Genomic DNA, 24,533 nt, shown 5'->3' on the forward strand with positions numbered 1-24,533 from the left:
CCAGCTTTCCAAAATATGTGTGTGATCAGCGGTGTTTCACTGCACCAAGCTCATGGGATCAGGTTGTAGGAAGTCTACAACGCTTCAACTCTGGTTCCGCGCCGTTTGACGCTCTGCAGGAGCTTTCGGAGGTGCCGAAAGCCGCCCGACAACAAGGGCCGCCTGCAGCACAAAAGCCTCCCGGGGAAGCAGCGGATCCCAGCCTGTGACGTCACATACGCGCTTCAGCCGGTACCTGACAGTGTTGGCGTGGACGAAAAGTTCGCGGGCGGTGGCCTCGAGGGAATGCCCCAGTTCCAAGTAGGTCCCCAGCGTCTCCACGAGCCCGTTGGAGGCTGCCACGAGTGGACGGTAGATGTTCTTGACCAGTGACCGGCGCGCCGCGTCGTCGCCGGAGATGACGCGTTCCGGGAGCAGATCATCGGCCGCCACGGGGCGCGGTGCGGAGGGCCAGGCACGCGCGGCGGTCAGGCCGGCAAATGCTGATTGCGCAGACCCGCTGGCCTCAAGGAGGGAACCGGCTTCCGGCCCGTAGACAACCGGTCCGGGCGCAAACATTTCGCTGAGCTTCAGGTATGCCGTTTCGCGGTCCTGCACGCCCCCAAGGATCAGGATCAGCCGGTCACCCTGGATTCCTACCAGGGCGTCCTCGGCGTAGCGTCCAGCCATCCTGCGGAGTTCACTGACATAGCTCGCGCTGGGCTCAGAAGGAGAATTTCCCACCATCACGGTGAAACGCTCCTGCGCTTTCCAGCCGAGCGCGGCGATCCTGGAGCGCAAAGCATCGGTGTTCTCGCCGCGCAGGATGGCGTCAACGATCAAGGCTTCAAGCCGTGTGTCCCACGATCCCCGGGATTCGGCGGCCCGTGCATAGACATCCGCCGCGGCGAAGGCAACTTCGCGTGAGTAGCGCAGGACCGCTTCCCGGAGCGAGGGCTGGTCGGCTTCGGGCGCGATGACAGGCACCTGGTCCTCCACCACTTCAACCACGATGCGAATGAGCTGGAGGGCCTTCTGGAGGCTGATTGACCGGGTCAGCTCAGTGGGAGCCGTGCCGAAGACGTCGGTGAGAATCCAGGACGGCGAGCTGGGGCGTTCATACCAGGTGACAAAGGCGGCGATGCCGTTCTGTGCCACCATGCCCAGCGCCGAGCGCTCATCCGAGCTCAGCCGGCTGTACCAGGGCAATGATTTTTCAAGCTGGCGCATGGTGGTCGTGGACAACTGGCCTACGCTCGCCCGAAGCTTTTTCAGGGTTTCGGATTTCTCCGGCGTCGTGCTGCGCGAGGACGGCTTGCGCTTCACAGGCGGGGTGGTTGGCTCTGGCATTCTTTGAGCATACGGTGCCTGTCCGCCAAGCTCCATTTGTGCGAAGGCTACAACGCCCAGGGCTGAGCGTCACAGCCGGCTTCCGGTCCCGGACAAAGGGTAACAACAGACGACGACGGCGACCCCCGCCTTTCGGTGAGGGCCGCCGTCGTCGCGTGGTGCAGCTTGCGGTGGTCGGGTTAGGACTCTCCGCCGGCATTGCCGGTTGAACCGGCATTGACGTTGTGCAGCCGGTACTTTTCGATCGCCTTGATCGGCGACTGCGCGTCAACCTCGCCACGGCGGGCCAGCATTTCCAGGGAACGCACCACAATGGAGTGGATATCGTTCTTGAAGAAGCGGCGAGCTGCGGCGCGGGTGTCCGAGAAGCCGAATCCGTCAGCGCCGAGGGAGGCGAACTCGTTCGGCAGGAACTGGCGGATCTGGTCCGGGACGGCCTTCATGTAGTCCGAGACTGCCACGATCGGGCCCGTTGCCCCCGCCATCTGCTGGGTGACGAACGGAACCCGTGCGGGCTGGCCGGGGTTCAGGAACGCTTCTTCCTCGGCGGCCATGCCGTCGCGGCGCAGTTCGTTCCAGGAGGTGACAGACCAGACGTCTGCCGACACGCCCCAGTCATCGGCGAGGAGCTGCTGGGCCTCGATGGCCCAGGGCACGGAAACGCCGGACGCCAGGATCTGGGTCCGCGGGCCGTCGATCTTTGCCGGTGCCAGCAGGTAGATGCCCTTGATCACACCTTCGACGTCCAGCTCTTCAGGTTCGGCGGGCTGGATGATCGGCTCGTTGTACACGGTGAGGTAGTACATCAGGTTACGGTCTGACGAGTCGGGTCCGTACATCCGCTCGAGGCCGTCGCGGATGATGTGACCCATCTCGTAGCCGTAGGCGGGGTCGTAGGTGACCACTGCCGGGTTCGTCGACGCGAGCAGGGGGGAGTGGCCGTCGGCGTGCTGGAGCCCTTCGCCGGTAAGCGTGGTCCGTCCCGCGGTGGCGCCGATGATGAAGCCACGGGTCATCTGGTCCGCGGCGGCCCAGAACGCGTCGCCAGTGCGCTGGAAGCCGAACATGGAGTAGAACACGTAAACCGGGACCAGGGGCACGCCGTGGGTGGCATACGCGGTGCCGGCAGCGGTGAACGCCGCGACCGCGCCGGCTTCGTTGATACCCGGGTGGATGAGCTGGCCGGCAGGGGATTCCTTGTAGGCCAGGACGAGGTCCCGGTCCACGGAGAGGTAGTTCTGGCCCTTGGGGTTGTAGATCTTCGCGGTCGGGAAGAACGCGTCCATGCCGAAGGTGCGTGCCTCGTCCGGGATGATCGGGGCAATGTGCTGGCCGAAGTTCTTGTCCCGCATCAGGTCTTTGAGGAGCCGCACGAAGGCCATGGTGGTCGCGGCCTGCTGCTTGCCGGATCCGCGTTTGGCGACCTCGTAGGCCTTCGCATCCGGAAGCTCGATGCCCTGATGCCGGGAGCGGCGTTCGGGCACGGCCCCGCCGAGAGCGGCCCGGCGTTCCATCATGTAGGCGATTTCCGGGGCGTCGGTGCCGGGGTGGAAGTACGGGGGCTGGTAGGGGTCCTTCTCCAGCTGTTCGTCGCTGACCGGGATCCGCAGGTGGTCGCGGAACTTCTTCAGGTCATCCAGGGTGAGTTTTTTCATCTGGTGGGTCGCGTTGCGGCCCTCGAAGTGCGGTCCGAGTCCGTATCCCTTGACCGTCTTGGCCAGGATCACGGTGGGCTTGCCCTTGAATTCGGTGGCCGCCTTGTACGCGGCGTAGACCTTGCGGTAGTCATGGCCGCCGCGCTTGAGGTTCCAGATCTGGTCATCGCTCAGGTCCGCGACGAGATCCTTGGTCTGCGGGGTCTTGCCGAAGAAGTGCTCGCGGACAAACCCGCCGGACTCGGCCTTGTAGGTCTGGTAGTCCCCGTCCAGGGTCTCGTTCATGATCTTCACGAGCGACCCGTCGGTGTCCCTGGCGAGCAGCTCATCCCATTCCCGGCCCCAGACGACCTTGATGACGTTCCAGCCCGCGCCGCGGAAGAACGCTTCGAGCTCCTGCATGATCTTGCCGTTACCGCGCACAGGCCCGTCAAGGCGCTGGAGGTTGCAGTTGATCACAAAGTTCAGGTTGTCCAGGTTCTCGTTCGCGGCAAGCTGGAGCAGGCCGCGGGACTCTGGCTCGTCCATTTCCCCGTCACCCAGGAACGCCCAGACCTGCTGGTCCGAGGTGTCTTTCAGGCCGCGGTTGTGCAGATACCTGTTTGACTGGGCCTGGTAGATCGCGTTCATCGGCCCGATACCCATCGAGACTGTCGGGAACTCCCAGAAATGCGGCATCAACCGCGGGTGCGGGTACGAGGAGAGGGCGTGGCCGGCGCGGGATTTCTCCTGGCGGAACCCGTCCAGGTCCTCCTCGGACAGTCGTCCTTCCATGAAGGCGCGGGCGTACATGCCGGGGGAGGCGTGGCCCTGGAAGAATACCTGGTCCCCTCCGCCTGGGTGGTCCTTGCCCCGGAAGAAGTGGTTGAAGCCCACCTCATACAGGGTGGCGGCCCCGGCGTAGGTCGAGATGTGCCCGCCCACCCCGATGTTGGGCCGCTGGGACCGGTGCACCATCACCGCGGCGTTCCAGCGCATATATGCCCGGTACCGGCGCTCGAACTCCTCATTGCCGGGGAACTCGGCTTCCTGGTCCACCGGGATGGTGTTCACGTAATCCGTGGTCGTCACCATCGGCACCCCGACGCTCTGCGCACCGGCGCGCTGCAACAGGCTCCGCATGATGTATTGGGCACGTTCCGTGCCCCGTTCCCTGATCAACGAATCCAGGGACTCAACCCATTCGGCAGTCTCTTCCGGATCGCGATCAGGCAGCTGGTCAGTCAACCCGCTAAGGATATGGGAGGTCTCTTCTCCTGCAGCCACGTCCAACCTCTCTTTGCGCGCAAGCATCGGCGCCCTAGGCCGGGCAGGGTGACTGTCCGGCGTAAATGCGACGTGTGCGACGTATCGGTTACATCAGCCCGGTCATGTGCGCCGGGCAGGGTCCTCATCACGCCCATGCCTGCCTTGAGTTCCAGGGCGGTCGCCCCGCAGGCATAGTCGTCATCTGTCACTCTAACTCTGACCGCAGCGCGATGCGTAGCCGCGTCCTTGGCACCCCTGTTGTATTTCGCCGTCATACTGGTTGTGTGACGAAAAGCCGCTGCGATGCGGGTTGCCGGTACCGGATGTGACGCAGAATATGGCGGATCGCGGTGCCTGCAGCTTGAAGCGCAGGCACAAAGGGTGTTGGCTTGGAGTAATGGAAATCACTATGCGCACCGCATGTATGAGGCATTGGAGGAACACGTGAGCGAGGCCGACGCCGCCACTTCGGTAAATGTGGCGGAAAAATTGGGGTTTCAAGAACGGGGATCTGATTCAGGAGTTCGGTTACGACGACGACGTCGATTTCGACTTACGTGACGATATAGAGGAGCTCACCGGTTCCGAGCTCCTTGATGAGGACGACCACGACGTTGTCGATGCTGTCATTTTCTGGTGGCGGGACGGCGATGGCGACCTTGTTGACACCCTCGTAGACTCGCTCACTACCCTGGGTGAGGGCGGAGTGGTCTGGGTGCTGACACCCAAGTCCGGCCGGTCCGGCTACGTGTCGCCTGCCGAGATCCAGGAGGCCGCGCCCACGGCGGGACTGCATTGCACCACGTCGGTCGGCGTTTCCAAGGACTGGAGTGCAACCCGGCTGGTGACCAGGAAGAACAAGTGACAGCAGCCCTCACGGGGACTGCTGCCGGCCAGGCAGTTGTCCCCGCAGTGGGCGATGCCGCCCCTGACTTTGAGCTCAGCAACCAGTTCGGCGAACCGGTCAGGTTGTCATCGTTCCGGGGGCAAAACGTCGTCGTACTGTTCTACCCCTTCGCCTTCTCCGGCATCTGCACCGGCGAACTGTGTGAAATCCGGGACAACCTCGCATCCTTCGAAGACGCCAATGCCACCGTCCTGGCCGTCTCCGTCGACAGCAAATTCAGCCTGAGGGCGTATGCGGAAAAGGAAGGCTACGGCTTCGACCTGCTGGCCGACTTCTGGCCGCACGGGGCCGTGGCCAGGGCTTACGGCGTTTTTGATCCCGAAAGCGGAATGGCACGCCGCGGAACCTTTATCATCGACGCCACCGGCATCATCCGCCACGTCGTGGTGAACCCCCGCGGCCAGGCACGCGAGCTGGCAGAATACCGAAGCGCCCTGGCGGACCTCGGAGGGACCTGACTCCGGATGGAACAGAAACGGCATGGCGTCGGACTCACAGGTTTCGCCAGCATGCCGCCTGTCAGCCCTGCCGCTCCATCGGACGGGGACCTGGAAACGCTGAACAGCATCCGCAGCCTGCTCGCAGGGAAGCGCATTGCGCTTCTGACCGGCGCGGGGCTGAGTACTGACTCGGGCATTCCCGACTACCGTGGACCCGATTCCCCGCCGCGTTCGCCCATGACCTATCAGGAGTTTGTCGGCGATCCGGCCAACCGCCAGCGATACTGGGCCCGGAACCACATCGGCTGGTCCCGGCTACGGCACGCGGATCCCAACGAGGGACACCGGGCCGCGGCGGAGATGGAGCGCCGCGGACTGCTCTCCGGCGTCATCACGCAAAACGTGGACCGGCTGCACGAGGATGCCGGCAGCTTCAACGTGGTGGATCTCCATGGCCGGTATGACCAGGTGGTGTGCCTGAACTGCCGACGGATATACTCCCGCAGCCTCCTTGCCGCAGTGCTGGAGGAGCTCAACCCGGGTTTCCTGGAGGAGGCCACACAGTCTGGCCTGGTGGAAATGGCGCCCGACGCCGACTCCACCGTTGAGGACCAGGGGCTCATCAGCAGTTTCGTGGTCGCTCTCTGCCCGGCGTGCGGCGGGACCTTGAAACCGGACTTTGTCTACTTCGGCGAAAACGTCCCCAGGGAGCGCGTTGAGCGGTCCTACGCCATAGTGGACGATGCCGCTGCGTTGCTGGTTGCAGGCTCATCGCTCACCGTGATGAGCGGGCTGAGGTTCGTCCGGCATGCGGCAAAACACGGGAAGCCTGTGGTCATCGTCAACCGGGGCGAGACCCGCGGAGACGACCGGGCAACCATCAAACTGGATGCCGGCGTGAGCGAGGCCCTGACTTGGCTCGCCGCAGAGCTGCCGCCCCTGTAACCCTCTTTCCAACCGGCCATCGATTGGCATTTGGTCCCGCAGGTCAGGTAGAGTCTATGTTCGTTGGTGAAGCGCGGAAACGCGGTGAAACCGCACTTTGGGTCTTTAGCTCAGCTGGTAGAGCGCCACGTTTACACCGTGGATGTCATCGGTTCGATCCCGGTAGGACCCACCAGCAGAACCCCGTTGCTCCAAGTATGGAGCGGCGGGGTTTTTTGTGCCGTATGGTGACTTTCGCCCTGCGCCTGACTGGCGCTCGGATATTGTCGGTGCCTCCGCCTACTGTCTCCTGTATGGAACACGTGGTGGTGAAAACGGCAGCAAACGGAACGCCGACGGCGGTGGTGAGCAACGGCCGTGAATGGGCCGTCGGTGCCGATCCGGTCAGGTGGTTTGAGCGGGTGCGATGGTGGGAGTCCCGGCGCCGGATGCCCCGGGGGCTCAGCCGTGTCGACGTGGAGGTTCTGCAGGTTCAGGTCCGGCTTGGGAGCAACGAGAGGTCAGCCCTGACCACCATGCTGCTCGAGAGGGACGGCCTTGGCGGCGGCTGGCAGCTGAGGAGGTCGGTGGCCGACGTGGCGTGAGCAGGGTTGGCAGACATCGCCTGAGCGCCGGGACCCGGGCATTGGAAAACCCTCCACCGCGACTATTGGGGGATGCCGCGGTGGAGGGTCTGAGATGAATATACCGTGAACTTCCTGAAACAAAAAACACCACGCCGTTCCGTCCCCAACATTGCGGGCCATCGAAAGCGCGCAGCCGCCTTGAAGCCTGGACCAACCACTAGGATGGTTATTGTTCACTGCAATGGACACCCTTGATGCAGAAGAGCATCGGCGCCCCCGCTATTGAAGGAGAATCATGGCCGATTCCCGCACATCACGAGCCTCCGACGGGCTGGGAAGCGCGTCGCCGGCGCCTGCTGTTACCCGCGCGGCCGCCGTCATGGAGGCGCTTGCCGCGTCGGCGACGGGGAGGCTGACATTGAGTGATCTTGCCCGGGAACTGGGCATCCCCAAGTCTTCCACGTCAAATCTCCTTCTGGCCCTCGAGGAGGCGCGGCTCATCAACAGGCAGGGAGCCGAGTTCACCCTGGGCCGCAAGCTGGTGGAACTCGGGGCCGCTTACCTCAGCCGGCTTGATGAGGTGCAGGAGTTCTACCGCTATTGCGAGCAGGCACCCACACTTTCCGGCGAGACGGTCCGCATAGCCATGCTTGACGGAACCCATGTGATCTATCTGGCGAGGTACGAAGGGCACCCGGCTGTCCGGCTCACATCCAATATCGGGGACAAGATGCCCGTTTCGCTGTGCGCCGTGGGCAAGGCGCTGATTGCGCGCCTCCACGATCACGATATAGAGGCCATGTTCCCGGACGATGCCGAACTTCCGGTGATGACCCCGAAGTCGTTGCGGACCGGCGCCGAACTCAAAGCGCAGTTGAAGACCATCCGCGCGCAGGGGTACGCCTTCGAAGATGAGGAGTCAACGACAGGCGTAGTCTGCCTGGCGGTCGCAGTGCCCACACGCGGCGCACACGGTCCCAGCCTCGGGCTGTCGGTCACGGCACTCAAGGCAACCTACTCTCCTGAGCAGGAATCGCAGATGGTGAAGGAACTCAGGGAACTGGCCCGGTCGCTGGGGAATCCCATGGGCTGACGCCGCTTCCTCCCGTCTCGATGGGCAGCTGGGATACTTCGAAGCCCCTGTTGCAGAGTGTTCAACTTACTGTACTCTGTTCAATATAGTGACCTACCTCATAGGTCGCGTCGCTATCCACCAGGCCAACGGGGGTCTGGAGTGCTTTGAGGGAGTTCATGTGACAACTCGTACTAAATCACCGCAGGTTGAAGCGGACGGCGCCGTCGTCGATCCGGAGCAGCTGCGTAGGGCAACTCTTGCCAGTTCTGTAGGTTCCGCGCTGGAGTACTACGACTTCTACATTTACGGTCTCGCGTCGGCCCTTATCTTCGGACCGCTTTTCTTTTCCCCGCTTGGTGAAAGCGGAGCAGTCATCGCCTCTTTTGCCACGTACGGCGTGGGTTTTGCCGCCCGCCCCTTCGGCGGCGTGGTGTTCGGCTACATCGGAGACAGGTTCGGCCGCAAGATGGTGCTCATCCTCACCATCGGCATCATGGGAATGGCCAGCTTCGCGATCGGACTCCTGCCCACGTTCGAGCAGGCAGGCATGCTCGGTGCCGTGCTGCTGGTGGCACTGCGCATCCTCCAGGGCCTGGGTGCCGGCGCCGAACAGGCAGGAGCGACCACGCTGATCTCTGAAGTTGCCCCGCGCCGCCGTCGTGGCTTCTTTGCCTCCCTGCCGTTCGTCGGCATTCAGTTGGGGACCCTGCTGGGAGCCGGGACGTTCGCCCTGATGGCACTGGCTGACAAGGCCGTTCTGCTCGGCTGGCTGTGGCGAGTGCCCTTCCTGGCGAGCGTCGTCCTGATTGCGATCGCCGTCTTTATCCGGCTCCGCCTCAAGGAGACCCCGGTCTTCCAGGAGCTGGAAAAGCACAAGGCTGTGGTCAAGAATCCCGTGGGGCAGATCTGGAAGCACTCGAAGAAGAATGTGCTCATGGGCATCGGACTGCGCATGGGTGAAAACGGAAACTCCTCGATCTACTCCGCGCTTCTGGTCTCCTTCATCAGCATGCCGGCCGGGGTCTTTCCCGGCGACAAGTTCATCGGTCCAACGGGGCTGCTGATTGCCGCGGGCTTCGCCGCTGTGATGGTGGTGACCTTCGGTGCCCTGTCCGACAGATTCGGCCGTATTCCCGTGTACCGGTACGGCGCGCTCTTCCAGGCCATCATTGCCCTGCCGGCGTTCTATCTGGTCACCCTGGGCAACGTCACACTTGTCTGGTTTGTCATGGTGGTGGGCATCGCGCTTGGTGTCCAATCGATGCTCGGCCCTCAGTGTGCGTTGCTCCCGGAACTCTTCGGTTCCCAGCACCGCTTCACCGGCGTGGCGCTGAGCCGCGAACTCTCCGCCGTCCTCGCCGGTGGATTCGCCCCGCTGATCGGCGTGACACTGCTGGCAGCCACCAACCATTCGTGGCTGGTGCCGGCGCTGTACTCACTGGTTCTAGCGTTGATCTCGTTCGGCACCACGTTCTTCACTCCGGAGACCAGCGGACGCGATCTGGTCCTCGTGGAGGATGCGAGCTAACGCTGCCAGTCACCGCAAAAAGGCGGCCTTCCCGGAATCGGGGAGGCCGCCTTGGTGTAAATCTCGTTCGTCTTGCCGGTAAAGAAGACCAGGCTTACACTCGGCCCAGCGCGTCGATGTCCTCGAGGAACTGTTCGTGGACCTCCTCGCTCACCGTGGTCCGAGTGTCCACGATCGAGTCGAGGTAATCCTGGGTGGCCGGGCCCTTCCGGACGGCCGTGCGCACTGAAATCCCTCCCCGGGAGGCCGCGCCGCCGGAGGACAGCCGGCGGTCGCTGTCATTGCCGTAAACGACGCTTTCCAGCGCCCGCTGGGAGGCACTCCGGGCCGCGTACTCAATATCCGCCGGGGAGAAGCCCTTGGTGCGGTCCACCAGCAGTTCCACGTCCACCTCGTCCACCACCGCGGCGGGAATGAAGCGCTGCCACATCGCTTCGCGGGCCTGTGGGTCCGGCAAGCCGATGGGGATGACGTAGTCGAACCGGCCGTGGCGCAGGAACGCGGTGTCCAGGGCGCGGATGAAGTTGGTGGCGCAGACCAGCAGCCGGCCGGGCTGTTCGCGGAAGGCCGGAATGATTTTCAGCAGCTCGTTCGTGACCCCCTGCAGGGGAGAGGGCGGTTCGCCCGACCGCTGGGAGGCGATCTCCTCCACCTCGTCGATGAACACCACAGCATGCTCCAGTTCGGCGATCTCCAGGAACGTCTCCCGCAGCGCGCCGGCCAGACCCTTCGGATCCGAGGCCAGCCGCGACGGGAACACCTCCACGAACGGCCACTCCAGCCTGGAGGCGATCGCCTTCGCGAAGGTCGTCTTTCCGGTGCCTGGCGGACCAAAAAGGACGACGGCCCGGGGCGGGACCACGCCATACTCATCGGCCAGGTCTGCCTGGGCCAGCGGCAGGACCAGGCGCCGTTCCAGCAGTTCCTTCTCACGCCGCATGCCGGCCACGTTTTCCCAGAGGTCCCGGGCCAGGATGCGGCCGCCGAGCTGGCCCAGCGCGCCGAGCTCCTGGCGCTGCACAGGAATGGTCCGTTCGAAGTAGCGCAGGTTCTTCTTGAGCGCGAACCCCCGGCCCAGGAAGGCCTCCACCCGGGTTTCGGCCTCCGGCATCAGCGCGGAGAGCTTGTTGAGCCCGTGCGGGGCCATCCGGTTCTCGACGGCGGCCAGTAGCGAGGTGCCGATCCCGCGGCCGCGGAACTCGGGAAGGGTGGCCAGGAAGACGATCCAGCCCTGGTCGTGGGCGGCGCGTCCGACGGCGGCACCCACCACCTGCTCTCCCAGCACCGCCACCACGGCGTGGTCCTTTTCGCAGGAAGCGAGCACCTCGGAGAGGGCATAAACCGGTTCAACGTTGGTGGCCTTGAGGGTTTCCCACAAATGCAGGATCCCGTCCAGGTCCGCCGAATGAAAATCCCTGATCCGCCAGGTCGTCATGAAATGTCTCTTTTCTCGCTGGCTGGCGTCCCCATCGGACACGGAAATCTACCAGGGGTTTCTTTCTGAAGCAGGACGCCGCAACCGTAAGTGTTGGCGGATTAGTAGGAAAGCGTCAGCATAGTGCGGCCGGTGTCCCCAGCTTAGGGACGGGAGGGTTGCGCCGAGGTTGCAACGCCGTGGGTCAGCTCACGGACGCCGGTGTGTCCCGAGTTCGGATTCCAGGCGCTCCAGGTCGGCGACCACCGCGGCCCTCTTGGGTGAGCGGGGCGGCAGCAGCTTCAGCGCCGCCATGCGCACGGCAATGTCATCGCCCGCTTCGGGAAGTTCCGCGTACTGGAGCAGGGCTTCCGCACTGCCGTCCGTTAGAACCGCCTCCCGAAGGAGTGTGGAGACGCGCCTGCGGAGCTTCACCACCCCTGGGGCCTCGGAGTGGGGCAAGACCGGACCGCGATAAATTTCGAGGGCGAGCCGGTGTGCGCCGCGCTGGAGGCAGCCAAGAACCTGGCCCGCGTCCGGCAGGACGTCCACGGTGAGTCTGTAGGGGCGGGATTCCGGCACGGCGGCAGGATTGAACTGCTGAAGTACCTTCCGTAACCGGACCATCTCCGCCCGAAGTGTCATGGCCGGGACTTCCCCGAAGAGCAGGCTGCCCAGCTCCTCAGCGCTGAGACCATCCGGATGGATGCTCAGCAGGGCAAGCATCTCACTGTGCCTTGGAGACAGCGATACCGTCCTGCCTTCAATGCTAAGCAGAGCGTTGTCCCGGCCGAGCAACTGCAGGCTGTTGCGATACAGACTGCGCACAGGTGCGCTGGTCCGGCTTCCGGTCCCGTGGACAGTTTTGTGTCCGGCGGCCCTAGCCGGCATGCGCCGCTCCGCGAGCCGGTCCCGCTCCGCGGCGGCCAGCTGAAGCCGCTCCACGCGCAGCTGCGCCTGCGCTGCCGCCACAGTGGCCTCAACGAGGGTCAGGGTATGCGGGGCGACTGCCATCTCGGTGCCGGTGATATCCAGGACTCCGATCACGGCCCCCGTGTCCGGATCATGGAAGGGCACCGCCGTGCAGCTCCACGGGTGAACAGCCCGGTTGAAATGCTCGGCGCCGGCGACCTGGACGCTGCGGCCCAGCGCCAGAGCGGTCCCGGGTGCGCTTGTGCCGACGCTGGCCTCGGACCAGTCCGCGCCCTCAACGAACATCATGCCCTCGGCGCGCCGGCGCAGGGCAGCATCTCCGTCGACCCACAGGAGCCGGCCCAGTTCATCCCCGACAGCGACCAGCAACCCTTGTTCGGAACTGGGCTGAATCAGCAGTTTGTTAATCACCGGCATGATGGACGCCAAGGGATGGCCCCGGCGGTACTCCTTAAGGGCGTCGCCGTCGAAGGTCAGCGCAGACGGCGGCATATCGGGGTCGGCCTGCAGACCCAACGAACGCTGCCAGGATTCCTCAATGATTCTGCGGAGCACCCCCTGCCCGGACCTGACCCCAAGCTGGTTCGACGCCGGGACGTGCTGGGCAGCGGGCGTGGCTGCCGCCGTCGCGGGGGCATGGGACAGCGATCGGGGCTTGGGCACGGTGGCTCCGTAATCGACAGGCAGAAGGGGACAGATGTGGCCCTGATCACAAGCATACGCCGTGTGTAGGTTGCCTGGTCCGGGTCAGCGGATCGTTGGATGCCGGGACAATGCACCACGGACTGGCACCCGGGCGGTGCGTGATGATCTGTTCAGCTACGTCAACCGCCACCTGGGCGACCCCGACGGGGTGCTGATCATTGACAAGAGACCCCGTTCGACAAGAAGGGCGCCGGGGCCGCGCGCCGGTATTCCGGTCCCTATTGCAGCCTGGTCGCAACCTTTGAAGTTTTAGCATGGGGGCCAGGACGAAGACGTCCGTTTTCCAGAGGAGGAACCATGACTGTTTATGCACAGCCCGGCCACGAAGGATCGAAGGTCACCTTCAAGGACCGCTACGAGAACTGGATCGGCGGGGAGTGGGTCGCCCCGGTCAAGGGCCGGTATTTCGAGAACCTTACCCCGGTTACCGGCAAGGCATTCTGCGAGGTGGCCCGCGGCACCGCCGAGGACATTGAGCTGGCGTTGGATGCCGCCCATAAGGCGGCCCCGGAGTGGGGCAAGGCTTCGGCCACAGAGCGGGCCGCGGTGCTGAACAGGATCGCGGACCGGATCGATGCCAACGTGGAGATGCTGGCCGTGGCCGAGTCCTGGGACAACGGCAAGCCCATCCGGGAGACGCTGAACGCGGACATCCCGCTGGCCGCGGACCACTTCCGCTACTTCGCCTCAGCTATCCGGGCCCAGGAGGGCCGGCTGTCCCAGCTCGACGAGGACACCACGGCCTACCACTTCCATGAGCCGCTCGGCGTGGTGGGCCAGATCATCCCCTGGAACTTCCCGATCCTGATGGCCGTGTGGAAATTGGCGCCTGCCCTGGCGGCGGGCAACGCCGTGGTCCTTAAGCCGGCCGAGCAGACTCCGACCTCGATCCTGGTGCTGATGGAACTCATCGGCGACCTGCTGCCAGCCGGGGTCCTGAACGTGGTCAACGGCTTCGGCGTGGAGGCCGGCAAGCCTTTGGCCTCCAGCCCGCGGATTCGCAAGATCGCGTTTACCGGTGAAACCTCCACAGGCCGTTTGATCAGCCAGTACGCCAGCCAGAACCTTATCCCGGTCACCCTGGAGCTCGGCGGTAAGAGCCCCAACATCTTCTTCAACGACGTCGCGGACTCCAACGACGCGTTCTATGACAAGGCCCTGGAAGGCTTCACCCTTTATGCCTTCAACCAGGGCGAGGTCTGCACCTGCCCGTCCCGGGCCCTGGTCCAGGACGGCATCTACGATTCCTTCATGGCCGACGCCTTGGCCCGGACTCAGAAGATCATTCAGGGCAACCCGCTGGACACCGACACCCAGATCGGGGCCCAGGCCTCCAACGACCAGCTGGAAAAGATCCTCTCCTACATCGACATCGGAAAGCAGGAAGGCGCCAAACTGCTCACCGGCGGCGCGCGTGCCGAGCTGGAAGGCGACCTCGCCGGCGGCTACTACGTCCAGCCCACAATCTTCGAAGGCCACAACAGGATGCGGATCTTCCAGGAGGAAATCTTCGGCCCGGTCGTTTCGGTGGCGAAGTTCAGCGACTACAACGACGCCATGGGCATCGCCAACGACACCCTCTACGGCCTCGGCGCCGGCGTCTGGTCCCGCAACGGCAACGTGGCCTACCGCGCCGGGCGCGAGATCCAAGCCGGCCGCGTCTGGGTCAACAACTACCACGCCTACCCGGCCGGCGCCGCGTTCGGCGGCTACAAGTCCTCAGGCATCGGGCGTGAAAACCACACCATGATGCTGGACCACTACCAGCAGACCAAGAACCTTCTGGTCAGCCACTCCGAAAACAAACTCGGCTTCTTCTAGCCCGGTCAGGGACCACCGCAAGCGTTCAACAAACAGGCACCACGAAGGGCTCTTGAATGACGAGAATATTGATTATCGGACCTCCCGGTTCCGGCAAGGGAACGCAGGCGGAACGGATCTCGGAGCGCCTCGGCGTTGCCGCGATCTCCACCGGCGACATCTTCCGCGCCAATGTCAAAGGCCAGACCCCGCTGGGAATCGAAGCCAGGAAGTACCTGGACGCCGGGGACTTCGTACCGGACAGCGTGACCAACAAAATGGTCCGGGACCGCCTCAACGAAGCCGACGTCCAGGACGGTTTTCTCCTCGACGGATACCCGCGAACCACCGCCCAGGTCGATTACCTGGACTACATCATCGCCGGGAAGGATGAAAAGCTCGACGTCGTCCTGCAGATCACGGCCGACGACCAGGAACTTGTTGCCCGCTTGCTGGGACGCGCCAAGGAGACCGGGCGCAGCGACGACAACGAAGCTGTCATCCGCCACCGCCTTGATCTCTACCACGAGCAGACCGAAGCCGTTGTGGCCAGGTACGCAGCCCGCGGAATCCTGGCCAGGGTTGGCGGGATCGGCGGAATCGGCGAGGTCACCGACAACGTGATGAGCATCCTCGAGGTTCTCTTCAAGGTCCCAGCCGGAAACGGACAGTAGTACTTCAGCCGCCTGCACCGGTGATCCCTTCACCGCTGTCGAGCCTGTCGGAAACCATCCGTGGAACCGGCAGGCTCGACTATCGTGGCACGTGCTTCCCTCGCCCTAGCGTGCACCGGCCACCGGCTTCCTGAACCGTGGGGGTTCTTCAAAACAGGGATCCCAAGAGTATTCGAATCGAGAGGAATCGGGGTCCACGGCCCCCCCTTCCAGTCAGGGGGCCCGGTCTTCGCGGCGGTTCTGCGTCCAGCCGATCATCGTTTTCCCGTGAGTTCGGGAAAACTGAAGGGACTCCGTCGCAGACTTCACCATTGCCTCGACGCCAAGGACGTTAGACCGGCCTCCAGGGAGCGGAAGTACAGCGAAACACTTTCCTCCGCGCTACGGCGTGGCTGGAGATGGCCGAGAACGTCGCTGCTTCCTACTCTCGTGTTACGAGTGATTCTGCGGATTTGAACCGCTGGGGGAGTGTTCCACAACCGAGGAAATGAGACATCGCAGAGTCAGCGTGGTTTCCCCACTAGGGTTGCCGACATGGACATATTGATTGGCGCAATAGCGGTGCTTGGGGTGCCAGCCGGTTTGGCTGGCCTTTGGTACTGGTCCTCGCGAAGTAATCGACGGAAAGGTGTCAGGCGCCGAGGTAGTGGGGAACTCTTCGGAATCGCGGACGAAATCTTCCGCCCGCAAACTCATCAGGCTCAACAGATACAAAAGATCCAGCATGAGCTTCCAGCGCCGGCCCCATCCCCTGGAGATCCTCCGGCACCCAAGCCTTAGGAATCGTCTTTCTCTCGTCCCAGTTCTAACGAGGTGGGACACACACTCATGACTAGCAGACAGGTTTGCCAAACCGGCTCCCCGACCTCCAGCATTGCGTGCATGGGCAACGATCCGGAGGCAGTGGCGCAACGGTGGGTCAGAGCCTTGTCGTTAGATGACCTCGAAGCAGCGGTGGACTGCTTCGACAGGGCCTATTTTGACGAGGCTCCGACACGTCGCGGGGAATCCGTTCGGGGGCAAGACGCTGTGCGGCAAAATTTCGAGACACTGCTCCGTGACCTGCCTGACCTGACGGCGAAGATTTCCCGGACGGTATCTGGCGAGGACGAGGTATTGGCTGCTGGCACCCAAGGTGAGGTGGAGCTGTCCATGGTTGGGGGCAATCCGGGTTATCCAAACGCGTTGGGGATTGTCAGGTCAGCTGAAGCTGTGGAGGTACTGGTCCGCATCAGCCCAGATCTCAGCATTGAAGGTAGGCCACTGCGTCCCGGAGTACCTGTTGCGAGGTTCGGTCACCGGATTTCCACGATGCTAACTCGTATGCCCAGACCAGGGGCCACCGTTTTTCGAGTGGGATGGCCTGAATCTTCAAGTCCTGCAGAGTTGCCTTCCACAGGTCTCGGATGTCGTCAGGATCCTCGTTGTCTGCGCCGGCCAGGATGCGAAGGTTCTCCGAATCCATGCCGTTGCCCAGCCACCGAGCAGCAATGTCAGGGAAGTCGTCGGCATGCAACAGCCCTGAAGCGAACAATGCCATTGCCTGGGCAGGGGTGGGCTGAAGCTTGATGTAATCAGCCTTGCACGCGTGCCGCACGATATGAGTGCGTCACACTTCTAGGGGGCCCGGGAGGCTGCGGTTCAGGTCGGAAAGGATGGGTGGGTCTTCATCCCAGAGATCCAATAGCCCCTCCAAGCCATGTTCCCTCACGCGCCGGGCTTCTTCGGCGAAAACCGGAGTGGCGTCCAGGAAGACTACGTGATGCCCGTTGTCGAGTTGCAGCGGCGGTATGAAGTCGTCGGTTCTCTCAAGCATCAGCCAAGACCGGAAGGGCAGGCCGTTGAGGACGCGGCTATTGCTCGGAGTCACGAGGTGGCCGGGTTCCAGGAATGTCCCACTCGAGATCAGATCATTGGCCATCATGGCGAATGCCGCTCTGAATGTCTCATTGCCAGTGGAGACGCACGTATACAGTTCGAACCCGTGTCCGTGGTTCAAGGGAGCTGGCACCAGCGCGTGAAGTCCAACCGTCGCATACAGGTGAAACCGGTGACGGGATGTGCCACTCGGCCACTCGAGCACCCCAATCGTGCCTGGCCTGTTGTCGAACTTCCAATATTCTGGCTCGGCGCCAAAGTGCGTTTCGTAGTGAGCGTCAACCGCTTTTACGCTGCCCAAGTTCATCACCCCCTGTCGTACTTGGTCGTGTATAGCCTAGGGCTTCCCGTTAGGGTGTTGGGAGTCGGGCTTCTTGCTCGTGGGTTTAGATGGCCAGGGCCTCGACAGTTGCAACATAGCGTGCCGCCGTCAGCAGGGCCAGTGGCTTCTGTAGGCACTCGGCGCCCGAGTCTGGTCCGATAACGGCAACGTCGCATGCAGTGCGGCCAGGGGATTCCATCGCGAAAACGCCCGGGGAACGCGGCCATGACATCCTGGTCACCCAACACGGCTGCGCCAGCTATGCCGTCGCCATCAGCGGCGATGTCCGCTACCGGCTAACACAAACGGCCCACCCAAGGTGCCGAAAGGCGAACAGAACCTGCCGCTGTTCCTCCAGGCTGGCCTCATGCTGAAGCAGCGAAGGCAGCATGCTGCGGCTGCACTGATCGTCTCGGTGCGGGCAGCAGCGCCCCTGCCGGGCTCCGGCGGATGGCTTCACTTGCGCCTCTTGAGGGAGTCTGTGATGGTTTGCATGATGGTGTTGTCGGCGAGGGTGGTGGCGTCTCCCACTTCGCGTCCTTCGGCGACGTCTTTGAGGAGGCGGCGCATGATTTTGCCGGAGCGGGTCTTGGGCAGTTCGGGGACGACGAGAATGGTTTTGGGTTTGGCGATGGGGCCGATCTCCTTGCCGACGTGGTTGCGGAGTTCCTGGATGATCGTGTCGCCGGAGTCCACGGCGTCGCCGCGGAGGATCACGAACGCCACGACCGCCTGGCCGGTCGTTTCGTCTGCCGCACCGACGACGGCGGCCTCCGCCACCGCGGGGTGGGACACCAGTGCCGATTCAATTTCCGTGGTGGAGAGCCGGTGGCCGGAGATGTTCATCACGTCATCCACCCGGCCCAGGAGCCAGATATCCCCGTCCTCGTCTTTCTTGGCGCCGTCCCCGGCGAAGTACATGCCTTCGAAGCGGGACCAGTAGGTGTCCTTGAACCGCTCGGGGTCGCCCCAGATACCGCGGAGCATGGCGGGCCAGGGTTCGCGGATCACCAGGAACCCGCCGTGGCCGTCCGGCACGGAGGCGCCGTTTTCGTCCACGACATCCACCGCGATGCCCGGCAGCGGGACCTGTGCGGAGCCGGGCTTGGTCGCGGTCACTCCCGGGAGCGGGGCGATCATCTGCGCCCCTGTTTCGGTCTGCCACCAGGTGTCCACGATCGGGGCCGGGTTCTCCTTGCGTTCGCCGTTCTTGCCGGCGTTGCCGCCGATGACTTCCCGGTACCACATCCAGGCTTCGGGGTTGATGGGTTCGCCCACGGAACCAAGGACCCGGATGGAGGAGAGATCGTATTTGGCGGGGATGTCCTTGCCCCATTTCATGAACGTCCGGATCGCCGTGGGGGCGGTGTAGAGGATGGAGACCTTGTACTTCTCGATGATCTCCCACCAGCGGCCCTGGTGCGGGGAGTCCGGGGTTCCCTCGTACATGACCTGGGTGGCGCCGTTGATGAGCGGGGCGTAGGCAACGTATGAATGGCCGGTGACCCAGCCGACGTCAGCGGTGCACCAGTACACGTCCGTGTCCGGGTGCAGGTCGAAGACTGCCTTGTGGGTGTAGGCGGTCTGGGTGAGGTAGCCGCCGGTGGTGTGCAGAATGCCTTTGGGTTTGCCGGTGGTGCCGGAGGTGTAGAGGATGTAGAGCGGGTGCTCGGAGTCATGGCCGACGGCTTGGTGATTGGTGGAGGCCTGGTCCACGGTGTCTGCCCACCAGTGGTCCCGGCCCCCGTGCCAGTCCACGTCCGCTCCGTTGCGCTTGACTACCACCACGTTCTGCACGGTGTGCCCGTCCTTCGACAAGGCCTCATCGACGGCGCTCTTGAGCGGGCTGGGCTTGCCGCGGCGGTAGGTGCCGTCGGCGGTGACCACGAGTTTGGCTTCGGCGTCCTCGATGCGGGACCGCAGCGCGTCCGCGGAGAACCCGCCGAACACCACTGAATGAACCGCGCCGATCCGGGCGCAGGCCAGCAGGGTGATGACGGCCTCCGGGATCATCGGCAGGTATACCGCGACCCGGTCGCCCTTGGCCACGCCGAGGGACTCGAACGCGTTCGCAGCTTTCTTAACTTCTTCGGTGAGCTGGGCGTAGGTGTAGGTGCGGGTGTCTCCGGGTTCGCCTTCGAAGTAGATGGCAACCCTGTCCCCGAGCCCGTTTTCCACGTGCCGGTCCAGTGCGTTGTAGGCGGCGTTTAGCTCACCGCCGACGAACCACTTCGCGAACGGCGGCTTGGACCAATCCAGCGCCTGCGTGAAGTCCTTGCTCCAGGTCAGCAGCTCCCGCGCCTGCCTGGCCCAAAAAGCCGGCCGGTCCGCGTCAGCCTCCGCGTACTCGGCCGCGCCAACGACGGCGTTCGCGGTGAACCCCGCGGAGGGCGCCAATCTGCGGGCCTCGCGGGAGAGGTTCTCAACGGCGTCGCCGTCCTGGAGCGGAACGAAGGATGCCGTGGTGGGTGCGTTAGACATGGATGACTGTTCTTCCTCTAAGGTGCTCTGCGGTGAAAATGCGGGCAATTTACTGCCGCCCCGCCCCGCCAGACTGCACACCGGGCCAAATGTTCACGTCCGCGGATGCGGATCGGTCACGGGGGCGGGATCACGGAGCGCGGACGGTCGTGTCAAACGGCGAGGATCTCCGTTTCCCGGGACCCGTGAATGTACCTGGCGTAGGCGGGGAGGGTCAGGAAGGACGGGAAGTCCTGGGCCAGGGTGACTTCTTCGAAGATGTCGCGGGCGTCTTCGAAGCGGTCGCCGTCGAAGCGTTCGAGTCGGGCGAACTCTTCGTCGAGGAGCTCTTCGATCCACTGGTGGGTGATGATCTCGCCTTCATCGGTGATGGCGGAGGCGTACATCCATTGCCAGAGCTGGGATCGGGAGATTTCGGCGGTGGCGGCGTCTTCCATGAGGTTGTGGATGGCTACCGCGCCGTTGCCGCGCAGCCAGGATTCGATGTAGCGGATGCCGACTTCGATGTTGTTCCGGATGCCCTCCTCGGTGATGGTGCCTTCGGTGGCGGCAACGTTGATCAGGGCGGCGTCGTCTTCGGTCACGTCCTCGCGGGTGCGGTGCAGCTGGTTGGGCTTCTCGCCGAGGATGGAGTCGAATACTTCGCGGCAGATGGGAACGAGGTCGGGGTGGGCGACCCAGGAGCCGTCGAAGCCGTCGTTGGCTTCGCGGGTTTTGTCGGCGCGGACTTTTTCGAAGGCATTGGCGTTGGCGGCCTCGTCTTTGCGGTTGGGCACTGCTGCGGCCATGCCGCCGATGGCCATGGCGCCGCGTTTGTGGCAGGCGCGGACGAGTTGTTCGGTGTAGGCGCGCATGAACGGCTGGGTCATGGTCACCTGGGCGCGGTCGGGCAGGACGAACCGGGGTCCGCGGGTGCGGAAGTTTTTGATCAGGGAGAAGATGTAGTCCCAGCGGCCGGCGTTCAGGCCGGCGGCGTGGTCGCGCAGTTCGTAGAGGATTTCTTCCATTTCGAAGGCGGCGGTGATGGTTTCGATCAGCACGGTGGCGCGGATGGTGCCTTGCGGGATGCCGAGCAGGTCCTGGGCGAGGATGAAGATGTCGTTCCAGAGCCGTGCTTCGAGGTGGTTTTCGATCTTGGGCAGGTAGAAGTACGGGCCTTTGCCCTGGGCGAGGAGGCGGCGGGCGTTGTGGAAGAAGAACAGGCCAAAGTCCACGATGCCGCCGGCTACGGGGGTGCCGTCGATGAGCATGTGCTTTTCGGGCAGGTGCCAGCCGCGGGGGCGGACCACGATGGTGGGCAGTTCCCCGGCGGGGCGCAGCTTGTATTCCTTGCCCTCCGGGCTGGTGAAGTCGATGCGGCGTTCGAGGGCGTCGGTGAGGTTCAGCTGGCCCTTGATGACGTTGCGCCAGGTGGGGGTGGAGGAGTCCTCCATGTCGGCGAGCCAGACCCTGGCGCCGGAGTTCAGGGCGTTGATGGTCATTTTCTTATCCACCGGGCCGGTGATTTCCACGCGTCGGTCCTCCAGGCCCGGCGCCGGCGGTGCGACCCGCCAGGACGGGTCATTGCGGATGTCCTCGGTTTCCCGGAGGAACCGGGGGTCCTGGCCGCCGGCGATGTCTGCCCGCCGGGTCCGGCGTGCCTGGAGCAGTTCCTGCCGCCGCTCAGCCGTGGCCCGGTGCAGCTTCGCGACGAACTCGAGCGCGTCGGGCGTGAGCACCTCGTCCTGCCGGCAGATGGGCTGCGCAGTCAGGGTAATGCCATTAATAGTGAAGCTGTCAGTAAAGGTATTCATCTCAATTGCTCCTCAAAAGCAAGAAGGGAAGGTCGACGGCGGCTAGCGGCAGGGTGGCGACTGAGACACTAAGACGGCGGTCCGGGCATCCGGCAGCCTGCGTAAAAGGGGCCCTGTGTCCGCCCCCGACCGAGTTCTACGAGGTCATGGGGCGGACACGGGGAATAGCAGGCAGAGGATCGTCCGGTCCGTCGGCGGACCCAACCGCCGCCGTCGTGCCTCTTTGGTGAGCGAAGCTAACGGCTCACCGTAGGCGGGGATTAGTGGAACTGGCCCTCTTCGGTCGATCCGACCAGGGCGAGGGTGGAGGCGTTCGGGTTGAGCGCGGTGGCGATGTCGTCGAAGTAGCCGGTGCCGACTTCGCGCTGGTGCTTGGTCGCGGTGTAGCCGCGGGACTCGGAGGCGAATTCCTTTTCCTGGAGTTCGACGTAGGCGCTCATGCCTTCGCGGGCGTAGCCGTGGGCGAGGTCGAACATCGAGTAGTTCAGGGCGTGGAAGCCGGCCAGGGTGATGAACTGGAACGTGAAGCCCATCGCGCCGAGTTCGCGCTGGAACTTCGCGATAGTGGCGTCGTCCAGGTGCTTGCGCCAGTTGAACGAGGGCGAGCAGTTGTAGGAGAGCATCTGGTCCGGGAAGTCGGCCTTGACGGCTTCGGCGAATTTGCGGGCCAGTTCCAGGTCAGGGGTGCCGGTCTCCATCCAGATCAGGTCCGAGTACGGGGCGTAGGCCTTGGCGCGGGCGATGCAGGGCTCGATCCCGTTGCGGACCTTGTAGAAGCCCTCCGCGGTCCTCTCACCGGTGATGAATTCCTGGTCCCGTTCGTCGACGTCGGAAGTGATCAGGGTGGCTGCCTCCGCGTCAGTGCGGGCGATGATCACCGACGGGGTGCCGGCGACGTCGGCCGCCAGGCGGGCCGCGTTCAGGGTCCGGACGTGCTGCTGGGACGGGATCAGGACCTTGCCGCCGAGGTGCCCGCATTTCTTCTCAGACGCGAGCTGGTCCTCCCAGTGCACGCCTGACGCGCCGGCGGCGATCATGGATTTCATCAGCTCGTAGGCGTTCAGCGGGCCGCCGAAGCCGGCCTCGGCGTCGGCAATGATCGGGACCATCCAGTCCTCAACGGTCTGGATGCCCTCGGAGAACTCGATCTGATCCGCCCGCAGCAAAGCGTTGTTGATCCGCCGGACCACGGTGGGAACCGAGTTGGCCGGGTAGAGGGACTGATCCGGGTAGGTGTGACCGGAGTTGTTCGCGTCCGCAGCGACCTGCCACCCCGAAAGGTAGATGGCCCGCAGGCCGGCCTTGACCTGCTGCACAGCCTGGTTACCGGTCAACGCGCCCAGAGCGTTCGTGTAGCCACCGGTCCGGTGCTCCTCGGTGAGCTGCTTCCACAGCTTCTCCGAACCGCGGCGGGCCAAGGTATGTTCCTCGGAGACACGGCCGCGGAGACGGACGACGTCCGTTGCCTTATAGTCACGGGTCACACCTTCCCAGCGGGGATTGGCGGCCCACTCGAGCTCCAGGGCGGCAGCCTGCTCGCTTGCCATGTCCTGGGCGGACGGCTGGGTAGGCTCAAATGCTGCAGTCATCGTTGATCTCCTTGATTGAGCTCCGGGCCGCCCCTTCCTGCCTCTTGGCAGGTCTGGTCGGCGTTCCGGTGCGGTGTTGCACGGCTTCGCAGCCGCAAGGCGTCGTGAGTTTCCGCCGGCGAGGCGCCGTCTGCGGCACCTCGCCCACGAGCTGACTCCCGGTGGTTCATTGAACTATTGGTGATCAGTACTTGATAACGACGCGGCCGTCGATCTTGGCGTGCTTCATCTCGTCAAGGACGGTATTCACTTCGGAAAGCTCCCGGATCGACACAGTGGGGTGGATCTTGCCCTGGGAGTAGAATTCCAGGGCTTCCTGGAGGTCCTGCCGTGTTCCCACAATGGAGCCGCGGACGGTCAGGCCCTTGAGCACAATCTCGAAGATGGGTGCCGGGAAGTCGCCCGGCGGCAGGCCGTTGAACACGATGGTGCCGCCGCGGCGGGCCATCCCGATCGCCTGCCCGAATGCCGACGGGTGCACTGCAGTGACCAGGACTCCATGGCAACCTCCGGTTTCGCGCTGAATGACTTCGACGGGATCTTCGTGCAGGGCGTTGACGGTCAGCTCGGCTCCGTGTTTTTTGGCCAGGGCCAGCTTGTCGTCGGCGATGTCCACCGCGGCGACCCGGAGGCCCATGGCCACCGCGTACTGGACGGCGATGTGGCCGAGCCCGCCGATCCCGGAGATGGTGACCCATTGGCCGGGCCGGGTCTCGGTCATCTTCAGCCCCTTGTAGACAGTGACGCCGGCGCAGAGCACGGGCGCGATTTCCACAGGGTCGGATCCGGCCGGGATGCGGGCGGCAAAACGGCTGTCCACCAGCATGTACTCGCCGAAGGAGCCGTCAACGCTGTAGCCGGCGTTCTGCTGGGCCTCGCACAGGGTTTCCCAACCGGTCCGGCAGTACTGGCAGTCGCCGCAGGCCGACCAGAGCCAGGCGTTGCCCACAAGATCGCCGACTGCCAGATCGGTGACGCCCTCTCCGAGGGCAACGACCTCGCCGACTCCTTCGTGGCCGGGGATGAACGGCGGTGACGGCTTGACTGGCCAGTCGCCCTCCGCGGCGTGCAGGTCAGTGTGGCAGACGCCAGTGGTGAGTACCTTGACCAGGGCCTGCCCCCGGCCGGGCACGGGAACGGGGAGGGTCTGGATCTGAAGATCCTTGCCGAATTCGGTAACTACTGCTGCTTGCATCGTCGTCATTGTCGATATTCCTTCGTCGTTAGTGCCGGCAGCGAAGAGCGCCGGGA

General features: G+C 64.0%; 17 protein-coding genes, 1 tRNA gene and 2 pseudogenes. 10 read left to right on the forward strand and 10 right to left on the reverse strand.

Going from position 1 to position 24,533, the window contains the following annotated elements:
• Positions 1-84: 84 nt before the first annotated feature.
• Together QFZ40_RS07510 and aceE are read right to left on the reverse strand one after the other, a co-directional pair.
• On the reverse strand, positions 85-1,329 hold the full coding sequence (locus QFZ40_RS07510) for a PucR family transcriptional regulator (RefSeq protein WP_306903672.1): 1,245 nt from the start codon (positions 1,327-1,329) through the stop codon (positions 85-87).
• A 179-nt stretch (positions 1,330-1,508) separates the two neighbouring features.
• The gene (gene aceE / locus QFZ40_RS07515; RefSeq protein ID WP_306903673.1) at positions 1,509-4,277 is read right to left on the reverse strand and encodes a pyruvate dehydrogenase (acetyl-transferring), homodimeric type; all 2,769 of its coding nucleotides are present in this window, start codon (positions 4,275-4,277) and stop codon (positions 1,509-1,511) included.
• A gap of 399 nt (positions 4,278-4,676) precedes the next feature.
• Between aceE and QFZ40_RS07520 the strand changes: the two are divergent.
• The 7 genes and pseudogenes from QFZ40_RS07520 to QFZ40_RS07550 all read left to right on the forward strand — a co-directional run bounded on the left by QFZ40_RS07520 (position 4,677) and on the right by QFZ40_RS07550 (position 9,693).
• Positions 4,677-5,097 (forward strand): annotated as a pseudogene (locus QFZ40_RS07520) (DUF3052 domain-containing protein).
• A complete protein-coding gene (locus QFZ40_RS07525) occupies positions 5,094-5,597 on the forward strand; it encodes a peroxiredoxin (protein ID WP_306903674.1) in 504 nt (167 codons plus the stop codon). The pseudogene QFZ40_RS07520 and the gene QFZ40_RS07525 overlap by 4 nt, the downstream one beginning before the upstream one ends.
• Positions 5,598-5,603: 6 nt before the next feature.
• A complete protein-coding gene (locus QFZ40_RS07530) occupies positions 5,604-6,524 on the forward strand; it encodes an NAD-dependent protein deacetylase (protein WP_306903675.1) in 921 nt (306 codons plus the stop codon).
• A 99-nt stretch (positions 6,525-6,623) separates the two neighbouring features.
• Positions 6,624-6,699 (forward strand) — tRNA-Val (locus QFZ40_RS07535).
• A gap of 118 nt (positions 6,700-6,817) precedes the next feature.
• Entirely contained in the window at positions 6,818-7,108 is a 291-nt protein-coding gene (locus QFZ40_RS07540) for a hypothetical protein (RefSeq protein ID WP_306903676.1), read from the forward strand.
• 277 nt (positions 7,109-7,385) lie between these two features.
• Complete coding sequence (locus QFZ40_RS07545; RefSeq protein ID WP_306903677.1) at positions 7,386-8,183, forward strand: IclR family transcriptional regulator; 798 nt, start codon at positions 7,386-7,388, stop codon at positions 8,181-8,183.
• Between the two features lie 160 nt (positions 8,184-8,343).
• Positions 8,344-9,693: an MFS transporter gene (locus QFZ40_RS07550; protein WP_306903678.1), complete on the forward strand. Its 1,350-nt coding sequence runs from the start codon at positions 8,344-8,346 to the stop codon at positions 9,691-9,693.
• Positions 9,694-9,787: 94 nt separating this feature from the next.
• On the opposite strand, the gene QFZ40_RS07555 is transcribed toward QFZ40_RS07550, so the two are convergent.
• Positions 9,788-11,128 (reverse strand): ATP-binding protein, encoded by a 1,341-nt coding sequence (locus tag QFZ40_RS07555; RefSeq protein WP_306903679.1) that lies wholly within the window; start codon positions 11,126-11,128, stop codon positions 9,788-9,790.
• 189 nt (positions 11,129-11,317) lie between these two features.
• The gene (locus tag QFZ40_RS07560; RefSeq protein WP_306906858.1) at positions 11,318-12,595 is read right to left on the reverse strand and encodes a helix-turn-helix domain-containing protein; all 1,278 of its coding nucleotides are present in this window, start codon (positions 12,593-12,595) and stop codon (positions 11,318-11,320) included.
• Positions 12,596-13,042: 447 nt separating this feature from the next.
• Between QFZ40_RS07560 and exaC the strand changes: the two genes are divergently transcribed.
• The 3 genes and pseudogenes from exaC to QFZ40_RS21625 form a co-directional block, all read left to right on the forward strand.
• Positions 13,043-14,566: an acetaldehyde dehydrogenase ExaC gene (exaC, locus tag QFZ40_RS07565; RefSeq protein WP_306903680.1), complete on the forward strand. Its 1,524-nt coding sequence runs from the start codon at positions 13,043-13,045 to the stop codon at positions 14,564-14,566.
• A 56-nt stretch (positions 14,567-14,622) separates the two neighbouring features.
• Complete coding sequence (locus tag QFZ40_RS07570; protein WP_306903681.1) at positions 14,623-15,219, forward strand: adenylate kinase; 597 nt, start codon at positions 14,623-14,625, stop codon at positions 15,217-15,219.
• Positions 15,220-16,101: 882 nt separating this feature from the next.
• Positions 16,102-16,368, forward strand: a pseudogene (locus QFZ40_RS21625) (nuclear transport factor 2 family protein); the annotation flags it as partial.
• A 94-nt stretch (positions 16,369-16,462) separates the two neighbouring features.
• Here the strand turns inward: QFZ40_RS21625 and QFZ40_RS07575 are convergent.
• The 6 genes from QFZ40_RS07575 to adhP form a co-directional block, all read right to left on the reverse strand.
• Complete coding sequence (locus QFZ40_RS07575; RefSeq protein WP_306903682.1) at positions 16,463-16,816, reverse strand: hypothetical protein; 354 nt, start codon at positions 16,814-16,816, stop codon at positions 16,463-16,465.
• Between the two features lie 12 nt (positions 16,817-16,828).
• Positions 16,829-17,404, reverse strand: coding sequence for a suppressor of fused domain protein (locus QFZ40_RS07580; RefSeq protein ID WP_306903683.1), 576 nt, complete (start codon positions 17,402-17,404; stop codon positions 16,829-16,831).
• A 471-nt stretch (positions 17,405-17,875) separates the two neighbouring features.
• Entirely contained in the window at positions 17,876-19,900 is a 2,025-nt protein-coding gene (gene acs, locus QFZ40_RS07585) for an acetate--CoA ligase (RefSeq protein ID WP_306903684.1), read from the reverse strand.
• A 152-nt stretch (positions 19,901-20,052) separates the two neighbouring features.
• On the reverse strand, positions 20,053-21,693 hold the full coding sequence (gene aceB / locus QFZ40_RS07590; RefSeq protein WP_306903685.1) for a malate synthase A: 1,641 nt from the start codon (positions 21,691-21,693) through the stop codon (positions 20,053-20,055).
• A 260-nt stretch (positions 21,694-21,953) separates the two neighbouring features.
• The gene (aceA, locus tag QFZ40_RS07595) at positions 21,954-23,282 is read right to left on the reverse strand and encodes an isocitrate lyase (RefSeq protein ID WP_306903686.1); all 1,329 of its coding nucleotides are present in this window, start codon (positions 23,280-23,282) and stop codon (positions 21,954-21,956) included.
• 184 nt (positions 23,283-23,466) lie between these two features.
• Positions 23,467-24,477 carry an alcohol dehydrogenase AdhP gene (adhP, locus tag QFZ40_RS07600; protein ID WP_306906859.1) on the reverse strand — a complete coding sequence of 337 codons (1,011 nt, stop codon included), beginning with the start codon at positions 24,475-24,477 and terminating at the stop codon, positions 23,467-23,469.
• Between the last annotated feature and the right edge of the window lie 56 nt (positions 24,478-24,533).

Source organism: Arthrobacter pascens (assembly GCF_030816475.1).
Taxonomy (GTDB): Bacteria; Actinomycetota; Actinomycetes; order Actinomycetales; family Micrococcaceae; genus Arthrobacter; species Arthrobacter pascens_B.